This is a genomic window from Streptosporangium heterodermiicola, assembly GCF_051390675.1.
GTDB lineage: Bacteria > Actinomycetota > Actinomycetes > Streptosporangiales > Streptosporangiaceae > Streptosporangium.
In genome coordinates this window covers 123172-137602 of record NZ_JBPJSR010000008.1, presented here as the reverse complement: position 1 = coordinate 137602, position 14431 = coordinate 123172, and the positions used below count along the sequence as shown (strand labels likewise).

Annotated in this window: 15 protein-coding genes; 9 read left to right on the top strand and 6 right to left on the bottom strand. The window is 72.0% G+C overall.

The genetic code is table 11. The annotated features are described in order from the left end of the window. Positions 1-31 precede the first annotated feature (31 nt). From eccB to ACSC1Q_RS19085, 5 genes are all read left to right on the top strand, one after another. Positions 32-1459 (top strand): type VII secretion protein EccB, encoded by a 1428-nt coding sequence (gene eccB, locus ACSC1Q_RS19105; RefSeq protein ID WP_436760061.1) that lies wholly within the window; start codon positions 32-34, stop codon positions 1457-1459. A 108-nt stretch (positions 1460-1567) separates the two neighbouring features. After that, entirely contained in the window at positions 1568-1882 is a 315-nt protein-coding gene (locus ACSC1Q_RS19100) for a WXG100 family type VII secretion target (RefSeq protein WP_344746036.1), read from the top strand. Positions 1883-1905: 23 nt separating this feature from the next. Then, the gene (locus ACSC1Q_RS19095; protein ID WP_436760060.1) at positions 1906-2211 is read left to right on the top strand and encodes a WXG100 family type VII secretion target; all 306 of its coding nucleotides are present in this window, start codon (positions 1906-1908) and stop codon (positions 2209-2211) included. A 105-nt stretch (positions 2212-2316) separates the two neighbouring features. Continuing rightward, positions 2317-2694, top strand: a complete 378-nt coding sequence (locus ACSC1Q_RS19090) for a hypothetical protein (protein ID WP_436760059.1) — start codon at positions 2317-2319, stop codon at positions 2692-2694. 4 nt (positions 2695-2698) lie between these two features. Next, positions 2699-4150, top strand: coding sequence for a WXG100 family type VII secretion target (locus ACSC1Q_RS19085; protein ID WP_436760058.1), 1452 nt, complete (start codon positions 2699-2701; stop codon positions 4148-4150). 218 nt (positions 4151-4368) lie between these two features. On the opposite strand, the gene ACSC1Q_RS19080 is transcribed toward ACSC1Q_RS19085, so the two are convergent. Next, positions 4369-4782, bottom strand: a complete 414-nt coding sequence (locus tag ACSC1Q_RS19080; RefSeq protein ID WP_436760057.1) for a nuclear transport factor 2 family protein — start codon at positions 4780-4782, stop codon at positions 4369-4371. A 90-nt stretch (positions 4783-4872) separates the two neighbouring features. Here ACSC1Q_RS19080 and ACSC1Q_RS19075 point away from each other — a divergent pair, with 90 nt between their 5' ends. Both ACSC1Q_RS19075 and ACSC1Q_RS19070 read left to right on the top strand, forming a co-directional pair. Continuing rightward, positions 4873-5415 carry a MarR family winged helix-turn-helix transcriptional regulator gene (locus ACSC1Q_RS19075; RefSeq protein ID WP_436760056.1) on the top strand — a complete coding sequence of 181 codons (543 nt, stop codon included), beginning with the start codon at positions 4873-4875 and terminating at the stop codon, positions 5413-5415. A 25-nt stretch (positions 5416-5440) separates the two neighbouring features. Further along, complete coding sequence (locus ACSC1Q_RS19070) at positions 5441-6082, top strand: MBL fold metallo-hydrolase (protein ID WP_436760055.1); 642 nt, start codon at positions 5441-5443, stop codon at positions 6080-6082. 129 nt (positions 6083-6211) lie between these two features. On the opposite strand, the gene mnmA is transcribed toward ACSC1Q_RS19070, so the two are convergent. Further along, positions 6212-7282: a tRNA 2-thiouridine(34) synthase MnmA gene (gene mnmA, locus ACSC1Q_RS19065; protein ID WP_436760054.1), complete on the bottom strand. Its 1071-nt coding sequence runs from the start codon at positions 7280-7282 to the stop codon at positions 6212-6214. A 250-nt stretch (positions 7283-7532) separates the two neighbouring features. Then, positions 7533-8696 (bottom strand): cysteine desulfurase family protein, encoded by a 1164-nt coding sequence (locus ACSC1Q_RS19060; protein WP_436760053.1) that lies wholly within the window; start codon positions 8694-8696, stop codon positions 7533-7535. Between the two features lie 113 nt (positions 8697-8809). On the opposite strand from ACSC1Q_RS19060, the gene ACSC1Q_RS19055 reads away from it, so the two are divergent. Both ACSC1Q_RS19055 and ACSC1Q_RS19050 read left to right on the top strand, forming a co-directional pair. After that, positions 8810-9316: a TetR/AcrR family transcriptional regulator gene (locus ACSC1Q_RS19055; RefSeq protein WP_436760052.1), complete on the top strand. Its 507-nt coding sequence runs from the start codon at positions 8810-8812 to the stop codon at positions 9314-9316. Positions 9317-9534: 218 nt separating this feature from the next. Beyond that, the gene (locus ACSC1Q_RS19050) at positions 9535-10734 is read left to right on the top strand and encodes an MFS transporter (protein ID WP_436760051.1); all 1200 of its coding nucleotides are present in this window, start codon (positions 9535-9537) and stop codon (positions 10732-10734) included. 75 nt (positions 10735-10809) lie between these two features. Here the strand turns inward: ACSC1Q_RS19050 and ACSC1Q_RS19045 are convergent, their stop codons facing one another. The 3 genes from ACSC1Q_RS19045 to ACSC1Q_RS19035 all read right to left on the bottom strand — a co-directional run bounded on the left by ACSC1Q_RS19045 (position 10810) and on the right by ACSC1Q_RS19035 (position 14361). Continuing rightward, positions 10810-11763, bottom strand: coding sequence for an electron transfer flavoprotein subunit alpha/FixB family protein (locus ACSC1Q_RS19045; protein ID WP_436760050.1), 954 nt, complete (start codon positions 11761-11763; stop codon positions 10810-10812). An 18-nt stretch (positions 11764-11781) separates the two neighbouring features. Beyond that, positions 11782-12561 carry an electron transfer flavoprotein subunit beta/FixA family protein gene (locus tag ACSC1Q_RS19040; RefSeq protein WP_436760049.1) on the bottom strand — a complete coding sequence of 260 codons (780 nt, stop codon included), beginning with the start codon at positions 12559-12561 and terminating at the stop codon, positions 11782-11784. Between the two features lie 342 nt (positions 12562-12903). After that, a complete protein-coding gene (locus ACSC1Q_RS19035) occupies positions 12904-14361 on the bottom strand; it encodes a serine/threonine-protein kinase (protein WP_436760048.1) in 1458 nt (485 codons plus the stop codon). Positions 14362-14431: the final 70 nt, after the last annotated feature.

Here is a 14431-nt window from a genome sequence, read left to right as displayed (position 1 = left end):
GCGACCGCGCATCCGGCGAGGCGGAGGTGGGATGCAGACCCGTCGTGATCTCTATCAGGCGCACCGGCTGATGACGCAGCGCCTGGGCATGGCCCTGCTCCAGGGCGAGCCCGACGTGCCCGAGTCGCCGATGCGCAGGCACAACGTCGCGACGTTCTGCGGCGTGCTGGTCGCGGTGCTGGTGGCGGTGGCGTTCGGCATCTACGGCCTGCTGAAGCCCGGCGGCGCCACCGCGCTCACCGAGCCGGGGACGGTGATCGTCGAGGAGGAGTCGGGCGCGACCTTCGTCTACAGCGCGACGCGGGGCCAGATGATCCCGGTCGCCAACGTCACCTCGGCCCGGCTGCTGCTCGGCGGCGGGCAGGGCGTGGCGGTCCGCACGGTCTCCACGGCGTCGCTCGCGCGCTTCCCGCGCGGGCTCATGGTCGGCATCCCCGGCGCCCCCGAGTCGCTGCCGCCCCGCGACCGGCTGGTCCGCGCCCCCTGGTCGGCCTGCGTGGTCGAGGGCGTGGACGCCGCCGGGACACGCACCCCGCACACCTCGCTGATCGGCGGCTTCCCGGTCGGCGGCACCCCGATCGGGCGGGACACCGCGATGGTCGTGGAGGAGGGCTCGCAGACCTGGCTGCTCTGGTCGGACCGGCGGATGCGGGTGCCGCAGGAGAGCCTGCGGGCACTGACCGAGGAGCAGCCCCGGCAGGTCCCCGCGGCCTGGCTCAACGCGCTGCCCATCGGCCCCGACTTCCGCGCCCCGGCGCTCGCCGCCCGCGGCAGGGTGGTGCGCGGCCCCGACGGCAGGCGTTCCGTCGCGGGCCGGATCTACACCGTGCGCGCGGCGTCGGGCGGCGCGGCCAAGTGGTACGTCCTGCTCCCCGACGGCCTGGCCGCGCTCACGTCCGCCCAGGCCGACCTCCTGCTCCAGGACCCGGCCAGCAAGAAGGCGTACGGCAGGGCGCCGGTGCGCGCCGTGGAGATCGACGCGGCGACCGCGAACGGGATGCGGCGCTCGGCCACCCGCTTCGACCCCGCGGGGCTTCCCACGACCATGCCGCGGGTCGTCGCCCCCGACCCCGCCTCGCCGGTGTGCGCGGTCTACGCCGACACCGAGCGCGGATCGACCCGGGCGCGGCTCACCGTCGGCAGCACGATGCGCATCCCCGCGCCGCCTGCGGGCCGGTTCGACCAGGACTCGGTGGACCAGGTCGTGCTCCCGCCGGGCACCGCGTCGCTGGTGGGCGTGCTGCCGGGGAACGGCAGGCTGGACGGGGTCACCTCGGTCTTCCTCATCAGCGACCAGGGGCGGCGGCACGCGATCACCGCGACGGAGTCGCTGGCGAGCCTCGGCTACACCGCCGCGGACGTCGCGCCGCTTCCGGCGCACATCGTGCACCTGATCCCGCAGGGCCCCGCGCTCAACCGGACGGCGGCGGCGATCCCGGTGCCCGTGGGACAACCGTGATCCCCGTTACCAACGGTACATCTGTTCGTTATTGGTGAGAGACGTAACGGCTGTCCACTTTGTAATGATCGAAAGTCCCATGCCAGTCGAACACCATGGAGGTGTCACGTGGTTCAGAAGACCTCCGCGTATCATTCGCGGCTTGGCGAGGCGTCACAGAAGACCGACGACGCCAAAACCACGATCAACCAGATCAAGACCCAGCTCGAAGGTCACCGGGGCGAGCTGCGCTCCGGCTGGGACGGCCAGTCCGCGGTCTCCTTCGACGGCGTGTTCAACGCCTGGAGCACCGAGATGACCAACATCCTGCGCGAGCTCGAAGGCCTGTCCATCAAGCTCAAGAACATCCAGAAGAACTACGAGACGGCCCAGGAGAACCAGACCGCCGTGTCCAGGCGGCTCGGGGCCGACATCAACAGCTGACGGATTCGGAAACGGGGATCACCATGGCTAGCGACTTCGACCGCACTCTTGTCGACTTCGGCCAGATGGACCGCTCTGCCGGCGACTTCGCCCGGCAGTGGCAGATGCTGGAGGGCACCCTCCAGAACCTGGAAGGGGACCTCGACCGGTTGCTCGGCGACTGGGAGGGTGACGCGCGCACGGCCTACTACGGCGCCCGCGCCCAGTGGGACGCGGCGTCCGGCCGGATGGCCGCGCTGCTCCAGCGCCTCGGTGGCGTCATCGAGATCGGCAGGGAGAACTTCGCGACGACCGAGAAGGTCAACGTCACGATGTTCGACGGGCGCTGATCCCGCGAACGAAGCGGGTCACGGCGGTGCCGGGGCCCCACCTCACCGGGGAGAACCAACCGGGTCGCGGCGGTGCCGCGGCCCCTCAGCAAAGGGGAGAGAGGCATGGCAGCTCCCGACGACAGAGACAGAGGCTCGTCGCCCTGGCCCGGCCTCGACAAGAACCGCCCGGCCGTCGAGATCAAGCGTGACCGGATCAAGCAGCTCCTCAAGGCTCTGGAGGAGGACGTCGCACGCCTGGAGGGCTCGAACGAGGGAGCCCTGCAGGACATGCGGTCCATGACCAACCTGACCGAGACCCACTTCGGCACCTGGGACACCGCCAAGGACCTCGCCAGGACAACGGGCAAGGCCCACGTGAAGATCGGCGCGGTCTATCAGGACACCGTCGCCAAGTACCGGGCCGCGATCGAGCTGCTGCGGGCCGCCGCCTACAACTACCAGAACGCCGAGCAGGCCAGCACCACGAACAAGACGAGCTGAGGAGATGGGCAACGACCACGCGCTTCACCACATCAAGTTCGACGGTGAGGGCACTCCGGGAATCGGCAGCCGCGGCCACTACAGCGGCTACAGCGCCGAGGAGATCAAGGCCATGCTGGAGGCCACCAACCCGCGGGCCATCGAGGACGCGGGCCACGCCTACAGTTCCGCGGCGGGCACACTGCGCGACAGCCACCTCCTGATCAGGCAGGTGGCCGGCGAACTCGCCCAGGTCTGGAGCGGCGACGCCTCCGTCGAGGCGCAGAACGCGCTCCAGCTGGTCCACAAGACGGTCAACGAGCTGGCCACCCGCTGCGGCCAGCTCGGGCAACCACTGACCCACTACGGCAGGGAGGTCCTTCCCAAGTACATCGAGTACGCCGTCAACAGGCCGTCGATGGGAGGGTTCCTCGACGCGGTCGACTTCCTCCCGGGGGACGACATCGCCACCGGGAAGATCGGCGACACGTATCTCTTCACGAACAAGTCGACGAACGACTTCGCCCGTGAGGACCTGATGGCGCTCAACCAGGAGCTGGTCAACCTCTACAACAGCATTCCCGCGACCGTGGAGAAGGACCTGCCCCAGCTGAGCGGCGCGACCACCCCTCCGCTCACCACCCAGAACTACCCGGGCGGCACCGAGGGCTACCCGGGCTACCCGGGTGGCGGCTATCCCGGCGGGGGCTACCCCGGCGGTGCCGGTTATCCCGGCGGCGGCTACCCGGGAGGCGGCGGTTACCCCGGCGTCAACTATCCGGGTGGCGGTGGCGGCGGTTATCCGGGCGGCCCGGGGGGTGGTTATCCGGGCGTGGGCGACTATCCCGGCGTCTCCAACCCGGCCTATCCGGGCGGTCCCGGCACGAACGTCCCCGGTGTCCCCGGCGTCGGCGATCCCGGTACGGGCGGCCCGCCGGGGAGCGGCACCATTCCGCCCGGACTCTCCACCGACCCCGCGGTCCTGAATCCGAACAACCCGAACAACCCGAACCCGGGCCTGGACCCGAACGATCCGCGCAACACCAAGCTGGCCGGTTTCGAGCCCACCGTGCCGGGCGGTCCCGGTACGGGACTCGGCCCCGGCACCGGGCTCGGCCCCGGCACGGGACTCGGTCCCGGGACAGGGACGGGCCCCGGCACCGGTATCGGCCTGCCCACCTACAGCGGTGGCGGCGGAGGGGGCGCGGGCCCCACCACGTTCGGCCAGAACGGCCCCGCCGGGCCGAGTTCCTGGGTCGGCAACGGCGGCACCACCGGGACCGGCGGCGGTTTCGGCGGTGCCGGTGGCCTGCGGGCCGACGGCCGCGGCGGCATGGGCATGGGCGGCATGCCGTTCATGCCGATGGGCGGCGCGGCGGGCGAGGGGAACCAGGACCGCGAACGCTCCACCTGGCTCACCGAGGACGAGGACATCTGGGGTGGTGACGGCGGCACCGCGCCGCCCGTGATCACCTGACCGGACCGCGCGGGGGGCACCCTTCCCGGCAGCCTCCCGCGCGTTCCGCCTCTCGGCCTCGCCCCGCCGAGCGCCGCGCCCCACCCTCCGGCCCCGCTCCGCGAAACCCCTGGATCACGCCCTCGTACGCCCCGGTGCGGACCCGCGGGACGGGTCTCCCGGGCACACCCCCGCTTCCCCGGAGCCCCCCTTGAGACCACGGTCCGGGTACGCCCGGCTCAGGCGGTCTCATCGCCCCAGAAGGCGTCGACCTCGTACTGGTCGCGGCTGTGGAACCAGCCCTCGGCGATCCTGCCGTCGCGCATCGTCATGACGTGGGCGAGGTTGTTCTCCAGCGGGAGGTCACGGTCGGGCCTGGAGGCGGTGTAGGTCGTCAGGGCCACGGCCGTCTCGTCGTCCGACAGCACGCGGTGCACGGTCAGCTTGAGGGTGCCGCCGGTGACGGTGAAGGCGTGGGCGACGAAGCCGAGGACGGCGTCGCGGCCGACGTAGTCGCCGGTGTTGGCACCTCGCCCCGGCACGTGCAGGACCGAGTCGGCGGTGAGCGCCCTGCCCGCGCTCTCCAGGTCCCCCGCGCCGAGGGCGTCGTAGAGATCCCGTACGGCCTGGGCGTTGCGCTGCGCGTCGTTCATGGTGATCCTCTCAAATAATTTCGACGTAGAAATAGTTGCACCCAGGTATTTCGATGTCAAACTATTGGGACCGAGACGTGAGGAGCGCGCATGGAAGACCCGGACGCCGGTGTCCAGCGGATGATCGAGCAGTGGAACAGGGAGATGCCCGGCGTGGACCCGCGGCCGATGGCCCTTTTCGGCCGCCTGACCCGTGCCGACACCCTCGCGGGCGCCGCCATCGCCGCGACCCTGCGCGCCCACGGCCTCAACCGGGGAGAGTTCGACGTGCTCGCCACCCTGTACCGCTCCGGGGTCCCCGAGGGACTGTCGGCCGGGGCCCTGTCCTCCTCGATGCTGCTCTCACCCGCCGCGACCACCAACCGCGTCGACCGCATGGAGTCGGCGGGCCTGCTGGTCCGCGCCCCGGACCCCTCCGACGGCCGCGGGGTACGGGTACGGCTCACCCCCGAGGGACGCGAACTCGTCGGCGGCGCGGTGGGCGACCACCTCCGCGGCATGGAACGGATGCTCTCCGGCCTGTCGGCGGCCGAGCGCGAGCAGCTCTCCGGCCTGCTGGCGCGGCTGCTCCACAGCATCGCCGCCGGAGACCGGAACGAGGGCGCGACGGTGCCGCCCCCCACGGGACCATGATCCGGCACGCCCATAAAGTGAGGGGATGAGACTCACGAAATTCGGGCACGCGTGTGTCCGCCTGGAGAAGGACGGCTCCGCCCTCGTGATCGACCCGGGCTCCTTCAGCGGGGAGTCCGTGCTCGACGGGGCGCGGGCCGTACTCATCACCCACGAGCACTTCGACCACGTGGACGCCGACCGGCTGCGCCGGGCGGCCGAGGCCGACCCGTCCCTGCGGATCTGGACCAACGAGGGCGTGGCCGCCGCGCTCACCGACGTTCCCGCGAAGATCCAGGTCGTACGGCACGGCGACACCTTCGACACGGCCGGTTTCGGGGTGAGGGTCGTCGGCGAGTGGCACGCTCCCAACCACCCGGACCTGCCGATCGTACGCAACGTCGGTTTCCTGGTGGACGAGGAGGTCTTCTACCCGGGTGACGCGTTCACCCCGCCGGGTGTCGAGGTGCCCACCCTCCTGGTGCCGACCAACGCGCCGTGGATGAAGGCGTCGGAGATGGTGGAGTATCTCCGCCAGGTCCGCCCCGCCCGCGCCTTCTCCACCCACGACGGCCTGCTCAACGACATCGGGCTCCGCCTGGTCGACATGTGGCTGGAGATGGAGTCGGACAGGCAGAAGGCCGACATGCGCCGCCTCACGCCCGGCGAGTCGGTCACCCTGCCCTAGGGCCGCGCCTTGGAGCCGCGCCTTGGAGCCGCGCCTTGGAGCCGCGCCTTGGAGCCGCGCCTTGGAGCCGCGACGCTCAACGCCCCGGCGCGGCCGGACGCGCCCGAAGAACGCGCCCGGAGAACGGGCTCAGGAGGCCGAGGCGATGGTGGCCGAGCCGATCACGGTGTCACCGAGGTACAGCACCGCCGCCTGGCCCGCCGCGACCCCGGTGGCCGGGCTGTCCAGTGTGATGTGGACCTCCCCGCCGGAGAGCTGGGCGCGGCAGCCGTACACCTCTCCGTGGGCGCGAAGCTGGACCGTGCAGGCCAGCGGCTCGCGCGGCTCCTCCGCCGGGCCGTTCCAGACCGGCCGCTCCGCGACGACGGTCGTGACCTGGAGGGACGAGCGCGGGCCGACGGTGACCGTGTTGGAGACCGGCTCGATGGACAGCACGTAGCGCGGGCGGCCGTCGGGGGCCGGGCGGTCGATGCGCAGGCCCTTGCGCTGGCCGACGGTGAAGCCGTAGGCGCCCTCGTGGCCGCCCACGACCTCGCCGGACTCGTCGACGATCGGCCCCCGCTCCGCGCCGAGGCGGTCGGCGAGGAAGCCCCGGGTGTCGCCGTCGGCGATGAAGCAGATGTCGTGACTGTCGGGCTTGTCGGCCACCATGAGGCCACGCCGCGCGGCCTCCTCGCGCACCTGGGCCTTGGTGGAGTCGCCCAGCGGGAAGATCGCGCGGCCGAGCTGCTCCCTGGTGAGCACGCCCAGGACGTACGACTGGTCCTTGCCCTGGTCGGGGCTACGGCTCAGGACGCCGTCCGCGACGCGCGCGTGGTGCCCGGTGGCCACCGCGTCGAAGCCCAGCGCGAGGGCCCGGTCGAGCACCGCCTCGAACTTGATCTTCTCGTTGCAGCGCAGGCACGGGTTGGGCGTGCGCCCGGCGGCGTACTCGCTGACGAAGTCCTCGACCACGTCGCGGTGGAACCGCTCGGCCATGTCCCATATGTAGAAGGGGATGCCGATCACGTCGGCGGCACGGCGGGCGTCGCGCGAGTCCTCGACCGTGCAGCACCCGCGGGCGCCGGTCCGATAGGACTGGGGATTGGCGGAGAGGGCGAGGTGGACACCGGTGACGTCATGGCCCGCCTCGGCGATGCGGGCGGCCGCCACGGCGGAGTCGACGCCACCGGACATGGCGGCAAGCACACGAAGACTCATAACCCCCTGAGCGTACCCGCGTCGGCGCCCACCCCGTCGGGCCGGGAGGCCCGGAACCATCCGCCGATCCGCCCCGCGGAAGTCCCGCGGGAGAACGGAAGGCCGGAAGGAGCAGGGTCCGCGCCACCCGGGACCGGCCTCAGAGATCGGGCTCAGACCCGCGACGGCCCCCGTACGGCACATCAGCTCAGGCCCGCGCGGCGGGCGCGCTCGGACTCAGCTCAAGGCCTGCCCGGCGGACGCGCTCGGCTCAGCTCAGGCCCGCGCGGCGGGCGCGCTCGACGACGTGGCCGATGACCTCGGCCAGCCGGTCCACGTCCTCCTCGGTCGAGGTGTGACCGAGGGAGAAGCGCAGCGAGCCGCGCGCCCTGAACCCGTCGGCGCCCATCGCGAGCAGCACGTGGGAGGGCTGCGCCACCCCCGCCGAGCAGGCCGAGCCCGTCGAGCACTCCACGCCCTTGGCGTCCAGGAGCATGAGCAGGGCGTCGCCCTCGCAGCCGGGGAAGGAGAAGTGGGCGTTGCCGGGAAGGCGGTTCACCGGGTCGCCGTTGAGGATCACATCGGGCACCGCCTGGCGGACCCGGCGGATGAGGTCGTCGCGGAGCCCGGTCAGCCGGGCCGAGTTCTCGGCCTGCCGGGCCACCGCGGCCCGCACCGCCGTGGCGAATCCTGCGACGGAGGGGGCGTCGAGCGTGCCGGAGCGGACGTCGCGCTCCTGGCCGCCGCCGTGCAGCACCGGCACCGGGTCGACGCCCCGGGCGAGCAGCAGGGCGCCGACGCCCATCGGGCCGCCGACCTTGTGCCCGGAGAGCGTGAGCGCGTCGGCCCCCGAGTCGGCGAAGACCACGGGGAGCTGGCCGACGGCCTGGACCGCGTCGGTGTGGAAGGGGATGCCGAACTCCCCCGCGATCGCGGCGAGCTCGTGGACGGGCTGGACGGTGCCGACCTCGTTGTTGGCCCACATGACGCTGACCAGGGCGACGCTCTTCGGGTCGCGCTCGATGGCGTCGCGGAGGGTCCCCGGGTGCACCCGGCCGAGCTCGTCGACCTCCAGCGGCTCGACGGTCGCGCCCTGGTGGGCGCTCAGCCAGTGCGCGGGGTCCAGGGCGGCGTGGTGCTCCACCGCGCTGATCAGGATCCTGTCGGCACCCCCGGCGCGGCGGGCCCAGTACAGGCCCTTGACGGCGAGGTTGTCGGCCTCGGTGCCGCCCGCGGTGAAGACGACCTCGCTGGGCCTGGCACCGAGCGCGGCGGCGATGGTCTCCCGCGACTCCTCCACGACCTGGCGGGTGCGGCGGCCGGTGGCGTGCAGGGAGGACGCGTTGCCGACCCGGACGAGCTGGGCTGTCATCGCCTCGATCGCCTCGGGAAGCATCGGCGTGGTCGCCGCATGATCGAGATAGGCGGACTTCACGGCCGCATTCCCCTCCCCCAACTCGCTGTCAACCTTCCAAGCGTATCCGCGCCCGCGGAGGGCCTGATCCCCGGAGTTGACCACTAAACCGTCCAGACGGTACAGTAACGGCCATGAGACGGGAAGAGCTGTTGGACGCGGCAGAGGATCTGCTCTGCGACCAGGGCTCCCAGGCGCTCACCCTGGCGACCGTCGCGGAGCGCGCCGGATGCAGCAAGGGCGGCCTTCTCTATCACTTCGGCACGAAGGAAGCCCTGATCAAGGGCATGGTCGAGCGGCTGATCGAGGAGTTCGACGAGCTCGTCGCGGTCCAGGGCCACGGCACCTACACCAAGAACTATCTGGCGGCCACGTTCGCCGCCGTGCAGAGCGGCAGGCTGCGGCGCTGGGCCGTGGTGACCGGGGCCTCCGGCAACCTCTATCTTCTGGCTCCGCTCCGGGTGGCGATGGCCCGCTGGCACCGCGAGGGGCTCGACAGCGAGCCCGACCCGGAGGCGGCGCAGATCGTGCGCCTGGCCTGCGAGGGCCTGTGGGACGTGGCGAGCCACGACCCCGACCTCTACGACGCCGAGCACTTCGAGATCCTGAAACGGCGCCTGCTGGCCCTGCTGCCCGCCTGAACGCCCTGTCCGCCTGATCGCACCGTCCACCTGACGGCACCACCTGCTTGATCATCTCGGCGCCGCGACGCGCCCGGCAGCGGGAACCCGTCTGATCATTCACCTGACCAGGGGAAGCACTCACAAGGATTGGTGGTCGCTTTCGCACGCGCGAAAGCGACCGACTTTGGTGTGCCCGCTCCCCGGTTTGTCAAAACATTTATTGAAGGGATTGAGTCATGACCCGCGACCTGAGAGCGGCTCGAACCGGAGCGGTTCTCACATTCGTGCTCGCAGGCCTGCTGTGCGGATCGATGACCGTGCGCATTCCGGCGCTCTCCGACAAACTCGGGCTGTCCGAGGCATCGGTGGGCGCCACCCTCCTCGTGTGGGGGCTGGGAGCGCTCGTCACCATGCAGTCCATGCGCGGGGTGATGACGCGCTTCGGTAGCCGGAGCATCCTGCGGGTCGCGGCTCCGCTGACCGCGATCACCCTGGCGCTGCTCGCGGTGGCGCCGTCGTTCCCCCTGGTCCTGGCCGCGAGCGGCCTGTTCGGCATGGCGTTCGGCGCGGTGGACGTCGCGATGAACGCGCAGGGATCGGCGGTCGAGCGCGCCTACGGCCGCCCGCTGATGAACGGCATGCACGCCGGCTGGTGCGTGGGCGCGATCTCCGCGGGGCTGCTGGGCACCGCGGCGATCGCGGCGGGACTCTCGATCACGGTCCACCTGACCCTGGTCGCCCTGCTCGCGCTCCCCGTGGCTGCCCTCGTCAGCCGCTCCTACCTGCCCGACCCGGTGACGGGCGTCGGCCGCCCGGGCAAGGAGCGTCCGGCACGGCGCCGGATGCCTCCGGTGGTCTACCTTCTCGGCGTGATCGCCTTCTGCGCGTTCATGGTCGAGGGTACGGTCGCCGACTGGAACGGCCTCTACCTGCGGAACGTGCTCGGCGCCCCGGAGGCGCTCGCCGCCCTGGGCTACCCGGTCTTCGAGGCGGGCATGCTGGCCGGGCGCCTCACCGGTGACCGCGTCCGGGCCCGCTTCGGCGCCCGCGGCATGATGGTCGCCTCGGGCCTGGCCACCGCCGCGACCTTCGGAGTGGTCCTCACGGCTCCCACGGCACCGATCGCCGTCTCGGCCATGCTGTTCGTCGGCATGGCCGTGGCGACGGTCTCGCCGATGGCCATGTCCCTGGCGGGCGGCGCGACCGGCGATCCCGGACCGGCCATCGCCCAGACCGGCGCGATGGGCTACGCGGGACTGCTGCTCGGCCCCGTGATCATCGGTTTCCTCTCCGACCTGGTCACGCTCAGGGTGGGCCTCGGCATCGCCGTGGTGCTCGGCGTGCTGATCGCCGTGGCCGCGTGGTTCCTGCCCCGCTCCCGCGCGATCGCCGTCCCGCTGGAGACCCCCAGGCGCGAGCTCTCCATGGCGGCCTGACCTAGGCGGACCCGCGGACCGACAAGGGGGTACGGGCACATCGTGCCCGTACCCCCTTGTCGTGACCCATCCAGGTCACTTGCGCTTGGTGACCTCCTGGGTCAGCTGCGGGACGATCTGGTGCAGGTCGCCCACGACGCCGTAGTCGGCGAGCTCGAAGATCGGCGCCTCGGGGTCCTTGTTGATCGCGACGATCGTCTTGGCGGTCTGCATGCCGGCCCGGTGCTGGATCGCCCCGGAGATGCCCGCCGCGATGTACAGCTGCGGCGAGACGGTCTTGCCGGTCTGGCCGACCTGGAACTGGTGTGGGTACCAGCCGGCGTCGGTGGCGGCGCGGGAGGCGCCGACGGCCGCGCCGAGCGAGTCGGCCAGGTCCTCGATGATCGAGAACTTCTCGGCCGAGCCGACGCCCCGGCCACCGGAGACCACGATCGCGGCCTCGGTGAGCTCCGGGCGCGCGCCCTTCTCCTCCTTGACCCGCTCCACGATCCTGGCGCCCTTGGCGGCGTCGGACACGGTGAAGGCGACGCGCTCCTCGGCGCCCGCGCCCGCGGCGGCCTCGACCGGGGTGGCGTTGGGGCGCACCGCGACGATCGGGGTGCCCTTGGTCACGCGCGACCGTACGTTGATGCCGCCGCCGAAGATGGACTGGTCGGCGACCAGGCCGTCCTCGATGCCCACGACGTCGGTGAGCACACCGGAGTCGATCTTGATGGCGAGACGGCCGGCGATCTCCTTGGCCTCGGCCGTCGCGGCGACGAGCACCGCGGCCGGCGACGTCTCGCCCACGAGGTGGGCGAGCAGCTCCGCCTTGGGCGCCACGACGTAGTCGCTGACCTCGGCGGAGTCGGCCAGGTAGATCTTCTCCGCGCCGTACTCGGCCAGCCTGGCCTGGGCCTCGGGAGAGTAGCCCTCGCCCGTCCAGACCGCCGACGGGGTGCCCAGCTTCCTGGCGAGCGTCAGCAGCTCAAGGGTGACCTTCTTGACCTGGCCCTCGACGTGCTCGACCAGAACGAGAATCTCGGACATTCCAGCTAACCCCCGCTCTCAGACGAACTTCTTCGACGCGAGGAAGTCGGCGGCCTTCACGCCACCGTCGCCCTCGTCCTTGACGACCGTGCCCGCCGCGCGCGGCGGGGCGACCGCGAAGTCTGCGACCTCGCTCCAGGAGTTGGCCAGGCCCACCTGGGAGGCGTCGATCTCGGCGTCGGCGACGCCGAGCTTCTCGACCGGCTTCTTCTTGGCGGCCATGATGCCCTTGAAGGACGGGTAGCGCGGCTCGTTGATCTTCTCCACGACGGAGACGACGGCGGGCAGCGAGGCCTCGACCCTGTCGTAGCCGTAGTCGGTGACGCGCTGGATGGAGATGGCGCCCCCGTCGACCTGCACCTGATTGGCGAAGGTGAGCTGCGGCACGCCGAGGCGCTCGGCCAGCATCGCGGCGAGGACCCCGGTGCGGGCGTCCGTCGACTCCGAGCCGAGCACGACCAGATCGAAACCGATCTTCTTGAGGGTCTGTGCCAGGGCGTGGGAGGTGCCCAGGGCGTCCGAGCCGTGCAGCGCGTCGTCCACCAGGTGGACGGCCTTGTCGACGCCCATGGCCAGGGCCTTGCGGATGGTGTCGCTCGCCTTGGCGGGACCCATGGTGAGAACGGTCACCTCACCGCCGTGGGCCTCCTTCAGGCGCAGCGCCTCCTCGACCGCGTACTCGCACAGCTCGTTGATGACGCCGTCGGCGGCGTCGCGGTCGAGCGTATTGTCATCGGACTTCAGCTTGCGCTCGGTCGCCGTGTCGGGGACCTGCTTCACGCAGACGACGATGTTCATGGCCGGTGGCCGACCTCCCGTGTTCGCCCGCGCCACCGCGTCGCCGCGGTTGACGCCGGATGCGGTACGTGCACGCGGGGTACGTGCACGCGCTGCCAAGACTGCCAGGTGCCCTCGGGCGGTGTGGCAGCGGGTGGCCCGGTCGGTGTGTGACCGTCCCGGCCCCCCGTCATCATGTTACCCATCAGTAGCTTAGGCGCAAACCACCAGGTTGGGCGGGTCGCGCCGAGCGGCCGTGACCTTCCCCAAGGACCGCCACCCCTACCATACCGAACTATATTCCGGTATTCGCGTGCGAGCTCCGCGCCACGCACGCGGCGCGGGTCCCGGCCCCGGTGAGGCTCAGCTGGCCACCAGGATCGCGATCAGGACGAAGACGACGGTCCCCAGAACCAGAGCCAGGGTGAACGTGCTGAAGAACGTGCTGAGGAGCGCCGCCAGCCCGGCGGCCCCCGCTCCGGCCGCCAGGTCGAGGATCATGCGCCCCCGGTTCCGGCGGGCGAACAGGGCGATACCCGCGTCGACGAGCATCACCGAGCCGTACCCGGTCAGGAGCAGCAGCGCCACCTCGGGCAGCGGTTCCCGCGCGGTCGCGGCCGTCAGGGCGACGAGCAGGCCGGTGCCGACGACCCAGCGGCGGTGCAGGACGACCCTGCGGCGCTCGCGGGCCTCCTCAGGCGAGGGCCGTCCCGTCGCCGGGCGCCGCTGCCCCGGCCGCCACTCCCGGGTGCCGAGATCCCGCATCCCGGTGTCCGCCGGGGTCGCTGGGTTCGCTGGGTTCGCGGCGCCCTGGGGCGGCCTGCTCCTCGGCACCGGGACGTCCCGGGACAGGGACTCCGGGAACAGCGCGGGATCCCGGAACGCCACGGCGTCCGGAAAGTCCGGGGAGCCCGCTCCCGCGAACGGCGGGGGGTCGCGGAACGCGGCCGGCCGGTGCCGCCCGCCCTCGGCCTGGGCGCCCCTCCGGGCGTCGGCGGTGTCGCGGCGGTGCCCGGAGGGGCGCGCGACGGGGGTGCCGCCCAGCCGCGTCACGATCCTGTCCGCGGACGGCCGGGCCTCGGGGTCGCGCAGCAGGCACTCGCCGAGCGTCGGCCCCAGCCAGCCGGGAACGCCGTCGAGGTCGGGAGGGTGGTGGACGACGCGGTAGCCGATCGCCGACGCCGGGCCGGTGCCGTAGGGGTGCCGTCCCGTGGACGCGTACGCCAGCGTCGCCCCGAGGGCGAAGATATCGGCCTCGGGCCCCGCCTCGGCGCCCTCCAGCACCTCGGGCGCCAGGTAGCCGGGCGTGCCGAGCACGGCCCCCGAGGCGGTGACCGAGGGCGAGTCGAGCGCGGAGGCGATGCCGAAGTCGATGACGACCGGCTCCCCGTCGGTCAGGATCACGTTGGCGGGCTTGAGGTCGCGGTGCACCACCCCGGCGGCGTGCACGGTGGCCACGGCCTCGGCCAGGCCGCGCGCCAGCCGTACGAGATCGTCGTCGGTGACCGGCCCGTCGGCGGTGACCACCGCGCCGAGCGGGCGGCCCTGGACGTAACGGGTGACCAGATAGGGGCGGGCCCCCTCCAGGGAGGCGTCCAGGATCTCGGCGACCCTCGGGCCCTGGACCAGCCGCATGGTCTCGACCTCGCGGGCCAGCCTGGTCAGGGCCGTCTCGTCGGCCGCGACGTGGGGATGCAGGATCTTGACCGCCACCGTGCGCCCCTGGGGATCCAGCGCCAGGTGGACCTCGCCGAAACCTCCGGCGCCCAGTCTCGACAGCAGGCGGTAGGGGCCAAGACGTTCACCGTCCGGCGCAACCATGCGACTCCTTCCGGCGGGTCCCCTCCATCGTGCCGCAGAGAGGGCGATCGCGCACCGGTCGGCGACCGTC